Source organism: Sphingomonas sp. CCH15-F11, assembly GCF_001557005.1.
Lineage (GTDB): Bacteria > Pseudomonadota > Alphaproteobacteria > Sphingomonadales > Sphingomonadaceae > Sphingomonas.
In genome coordinates, this window is sequence record NZ_LSKG01000186.1 from 1 (window position 1) to 4,779 (window position 4,779).

The 4,779-nt window shown below is 71.9% G+C and carries 8 protein-coding genes; all 8 read right to left on the reverse strand.

The genetic code is table 11. The features are described 5' to 3' along the window. Positions 1–84: 84 nt before the first annotated feature. Positions 85–477 carry a tail completion protein gp17 gene (gp17, locus tag AX709_RS17930; RefSeq protein ID WP_082731856.1) on the reverse strand — a complete coding sequence of 131 codons (393 nt, stop codon included), beginning with the start codon at positions 475–477 and terminating at the stop codon, positions 85–87. After that, positions 474–659 carry a hypothetical protein gene (locus AX709_RS17935; protein WP_066551350.1) on the reverse strand — a complete coding sequence of 62 codons (186 nt, stop codon included), beginning with the start codon at positions 657–659 and terminating at the stop codon, positions 474–476. Before AX709_RS17935 ends, gp17 begins: the two co-directional genes overlap by 4 nt. Then, entirely contained in the window at positions 644–1,267 is a 624-nt protein-coding gene (locus AX709_RS17940) for a head-tail connector protein (protein ID WP_231727567.1), read from the reverse strand. The genes AX709_RS17935 and AX709_RS17940 overlap by 16 nt, the downstream gene beginning before the upstream one ends. Before the next feature lie 22 nt (positions 1,268–1,289). Continuing rightward, positions 1,290–2,336, reverse strand: coding sequence for a phage major capsid protein (locus AX709_RS17945; RefSeq protein ID WP_066551354.1), 1,047 nt, complete (start codon positions 2,334–2,336; stop codon positions 1,290–1,292). Between the two features lie 217 nt (positions 2,337–2,553). After that, positions 2,554–2,931: an HK97 family phage prohead protease gene (locus AX709_RS17950; RefSeq protein WP_066551356.1), complete on the reverse strand. Its 378-nt coding sequence runs from the start codon at positions 2,929–2,931 to the stop codon at positions 2,554–2,556. Beyond that, positions 2,928–3,236, reverse strand: coding sequence for a DUF6127 family protein (locus AX709_RS17955; RefSeq protein WP_066551358.1), 309 nt, complete (start codon positions 3,234–3,236; stop codon positions 2,928–2,930). The genes AX709_RS17950 and AX709_RS17955 overlap by 4 nt, the downstream gene beginning before the upstream one ends. 81 nt (positions 3,237–3,317) lie before the next feature. Then, positions 3,318–4,421 carry a phage portal protein gene (locus AX709_RS17960; protein ID WP_066551360.1) on the reverse strand — a complete coding sequence of 368 codons (1,104 nt, stop codon included), beginning with the start codon at positions 4,419–4,421 and terminating at the stop codon, positions 3,318–3,320. Between the two features lie 94 nt (positions 4,422–4,515). After that, positions 4,516–4,779: GTA-gp10 family protein (locus tag AX709_RS17965; RefSeq protein ID WP_066551364.1), on the reverse strand; the 264-nt coding region annotated here is incomplete at its 5' end.

Genomic DNA, 4,779 nt, shown 5'->3' on the forward strand with positions numbered 1-4,779 from the left:
CCCCCCCGCCGTGGCAAAGCCACGCCGTCGGACGGGACCTGCGGCCCGCCGGCCGGGCGGGCGCTCGTTCGCGCAATAGGTCCCCTATTGCGCAGCGCCCGCCCGCAGCCCCCGCACCCGGAACTCGCTGATCAGCGCCCATCGCCCCGCGCCCTCGCGCACAACTCGCGACCGCACGAGCACCAGGCTCGCGACCCGCCACCCACCGCCCAGCTCGGCCGCGATGTCCAGCACCGCCGCCTCCACGGCGTCGCCCAGCGCGCGCAGCCGCTCGGGTCGCTCGCCCGCATCGCGGATCGTCACGGTCGCCCGCGCCTCGCGGCCGTCCTGATCCTTGGTGCCCCAGTCGGCGATCAGCGGCTCCTCGACCACGGCGTGCGGCAGCGCCGCGCGCACCGGCGGGGCATCGAACGCGCCCGCCAGACCGGCGACCTCGCCGATCGCGGCCAGCATCGCTGCCTGCAACTCGACCCTCATCGCACCAACCCCCCGATCCAGCGCGCTTGGCGGTCCGCCGAGTAGATGACGATCTCGTCGCCCTCGACCCGCACCGTCGCCTCGCCCAGCGCTGCACGGGCGGCATCCGTCACCCGCGCGACCGCCCGCCGCTCCGCCACCGCGCCAATCATCCGCCCCCGCGCGCTCAGCCGTTCGAGCACGGCGCACCCCCCATCCGCATGCGGCGATAGGGTCGCCACAGCGCGGTCACCGCCATCGGTGCCGGCTCGGCCGCATCGCGCGCATTGAACCAGTGCGCCGCCAGCCGCGCCGCACCTTGTGCGACCGGCGCAGGCAGCCCGTCCCAACCGTCTGCCAGTCCCGCGACCAGCGTCACCTGCACGCGCCCTGCAATGCCGGGATCGCGCACCAGCACCCAGCCGCCGCCATCGGCATCCAGGTCGATCGCATAGGCATCGTTGGCCAGCGCGAACGCCGCGCCCTCGGCGGGCAAGCCCGTGACGCCCGTGATCGCCCGCACCGGCGTGGCCCCGATCCGCTGCCATCCGCGCATGGCGGGCAGCGTCGCCACCATCTCGCGCGCGACCGTGACCTGCCCGATGAACTGCTCGCACAGCCCCAGCGCGCTTTCCGCGAGCGTCGCGATCAGTGCATCCTCGCGCCCGTCGTCCGATCGCAGCCATTCGCGCACCGCCGCCACCGCTGCGGCGCGATCCGCCGCGCCCAGCGACACGTCGCCGGGTCCATTCGCTCCAAAGCTCATCGCCACCCCCGCGAACCGCTCAAAACCGAAAGGGGGGAGCGCCACGCCGGCCCTCCCCCCGGCCCGCTCACGCCACCGCGAACTTCATCAGCTTGATCGCCTCCGAATTGCTGACGATCCCGCCGATCCGCTTGACCGCATAGAAATGGACGTACGGCTTGTTCGAATAGGGATCGCGCAGGATCTGCGTCTCGCTGCGCTCGGCGATCAGGTATCCGGCGCGGAAATTACCGAACGCGATCGACAGGCTGTCTGCGGCGATGTCGGGCATGTCCTCGGCCTCGACCACCGGATAGCCGAGCAATGTCGCCGGCTGCCCGGCCGACAGCGACGGCTGCCACAGGAACGCGCCGTCGACGGTCTTCAGCTTGCGGATGCGCGCCAGCGTCGCCGAATTCATCACGAACGACGCGCCCTGGCGATAGGGCGGGCGCAGCGCCGTCACCAGGTCGATCAGCCGCTCGTCCGGCGCGGTGCCGAAATTGCCCGCCGCGCCGCTCGGTACATATTGCAGCGTGCCGAACGCGCGCGTCGCATCGCCCGCCGTCGCGGTCGGCTGGGTCAGGAACCCCTTTGGCCGGTTGGTGCCGTTGCCGCTCACAAACGCCTGCCCCTCGGCGCGCGCGAATTCGGTCGCGATCTCGTCGGCCAGCCACGCTTCGACATCGAACGCGGCATCGTCCAGCATCGCTTGGCTCGCCGCCGGATTGGCATAAAGCTCGCCCATCGGCGGCGACAGCTCGTTGAACGTCGGCGTCGCGGTCTCCGCACGCGCGCCGGTTTCCGCCGCCCAGCCCGACGGCGTGCCCCCGCTCGCGACCAGCTTGCGGTATCCGGCGCTGCCCACCCGCACGACATTGGCGATCGCGCGGATCGGGGAAATCGCCTTCAGCGTCCGGTCGACGACCGCGTCGATCTCCTCGGGCACCGCATAGCCGCCCGCCGCGCCCGTCGCCGAACTCAGCGCCTTCATCTCGATCGCGCTGCCGGTGCGCAGGAAGGTCGAAAAGCCCTCACTGCGCCCGCCATTACCGGCCAGCATCGGCCGCGCCACCGCGCGCACCGGCTCCACCGCCTCGAAGCTCGCTTCCAGGCCGTCCATCACCTCGTCCATGTCATTCTCCCACAAAGAAAAGATCCTCCCCGAGCTTGCTCGGGGAGGGGGACCACCGGCACCGCCGGTGGTGGAGGGGCCAGGGCCCGCTCGATCTTCAAATTTCGTCGGAAACCATTCCAACCGCTCATCCTCAGGAGCGACTGAGCGAAGCCGAAGCCTGTCCTGAGCGCCTGCCCTGGCAGGCAGTCGAAGGGGCGCGTATCGAAGGACGGGCTCAGTCCCCCGTCACCGCATGCACCCGCGCCAGCGGCTGCATCGGCTGCGCGACCAGGCTCACCTCCACCAGCTCCACCCGGCTGAGCGCCCGCGGCCGCGTTCCTTCCGCCGCCACCACCCGGTATCCGAACGACAGCCCGGTCAGCCGCTCGCCCGCCACCAGCCGGGCCAGCCGCGCGTCGCTGATTCGCCCGATCACGCGCAGCCCGCGCGCATCCTCCTCGATCGCCTCCACCTCCCCCACCGGCGCCCCCTGATGCTGCCACAGCAGCGGCACCCGCGCCGGCAGCGGCTGGAACGCGCCCGCGCGCACCACGTCGCCGCCGCGATCGACCGCGTCGAACACCGCCGCATAGCCGGCGAAACGCACGCTCACTTGATCCAGCCCGAATGGCCGACCCGCACCGCCAGCGCCGCCAGCATCAGCGCCAGCGCCACCCGGATCACCCATCCGGTGAATGCCTTCAGCGCCGATCGCTTCGCATCGCGCCACGCGCCCAACAGCTCGCGCAGTTCCGCCATGTCCTTGCCCGCGCCCGCATCCTCCAGCCCCAGCCGCGCCAGCGCCCGCCCCGCGCCCAGCTCCCCCGCCTCCTCGACGATCGCGCGCAGCGTCGGCAGGTCCACGCCCGCCCCCTCAGCCTGACGCAGCAACTGCGCCAGCATCGCACTTTCGCTCATGCCGCTACTCCAAACCCCTAAGGAACAAGGCGTCGCCCCGGCGCAGGCCGGGGCCTCTATCCACTTGTGCGCACCAGCCCCTCAAACCCCCAGCATCGCGCGCTTTTCCTCGTCGCTCAGGAACCCGGCCGCGTTCACCCGCGCCCACATCCGCTCGCGGTCCTCGGCCAGCGCCGGCACCTGATTGAGGTCCAGCGCGATCGCCCCGCCCGGAAACCACGCCGCCACGCCTTCGCTGATCCCGCCCAGGATGCGCTCGGCCACCGGCAGGATCGCCTGCCGCCACAGCGCCTTGTTGGCCTCGCGATAATTGGCATAGGCATTGTCGCCGGGCAGGCCGATCAGCATCGGCGGCACCCCGAACGCCAGCGCGATCTCGCGCGCCGCCGCCGCCTTCAGCCCGACGAAATCCATGTCCGCCGGGCTCAGGCTCATCGCCTGCCACTTCAGCCCGCCTTCCAGCAGCATCGGCCGCCCGGCATTGGCCGCGCCCTGGAACGCCGCTTCCATCTCGGCGCGCAGCCGGTCGAACTGCTCGGGCGACATCGCCGCCCCGTCGCCGGGGTCGAACACCAACGCGCCCGATGGCCGTGCCGCGTTGTCGAGCAGCGCCTTGTTCCACCGCGTCGCCGCATTGTGGATCGCCACCGCCCCCGCCGCCGCGCCCAGGCAGCCCAGCCCATAATGATCGTCGGCCGGATGAAAGCTCTTCAGGTGGATGACCTGCGGCCGCCCGTCCGGGCCGTCGACCGCCAGCCGCAACGGCTGCCCGCCCCCCACCGCATAGCGATAGGCGACCGGCCAGCCTTGGGCGTCCGCTTCCACCGTCACCCGCTCGGGTCTGAGCGCAAACAGCTCGACCAGCGCCCCTCCCGGATCGGTCAGCAACTGAACATAGGCATTGCCGTGCAGCAGCAACTGCGCCGCCACTGTCTCGATCAGCATCTGCCCGCTCGATCGCGCCCGCACCAGCGCCAGCAGCGCGGGGTCGGACGCGGTCAGCGGCGCGCTGCCCACCCCTTCGACCACCAGCCGCACCGCGCGCTGCGCCACCGGATTGTTCAGATAGGCGTCGCGCACTTGCGCGTCATAGGATCGCGGCCACTCGCCCGTGCCCCATCCGCCCCGCATCAACCCGGCACGCGACACCTCGCGCCCGGCCGCCTTGCGCCCGAACCACTTCATGGCAACTCCTTCGAATAAACCTCCCCGGCACGGGGAGGGGGACCGTTCGCGATCAGCGAATGGTGGAGGGGGCCCTCCCCACGCGTCACGCCGCTCACCGCCCCGCCAGGATCTGCCCGATCAGCACGCGCAGCACCGGCGTCGCCGCCGCCAGCCCGCCCGCCGTCACCCCTTCGGCAAAGGCTTCGCGGGTCAGCCCCGCCGGTCGCTCGGCCAGGCAGTGCCAGAACAGGGCGACCATCTCGCTCAGCCCCAGCCGACCCCCGGCGGCGCGCTCGACCAGCGCAAACAACGGCCCCAACTCGCTCTCGGCGGCCACCAGCGCGCCAAAACTCGGCCGCACCACCAGCACCACACC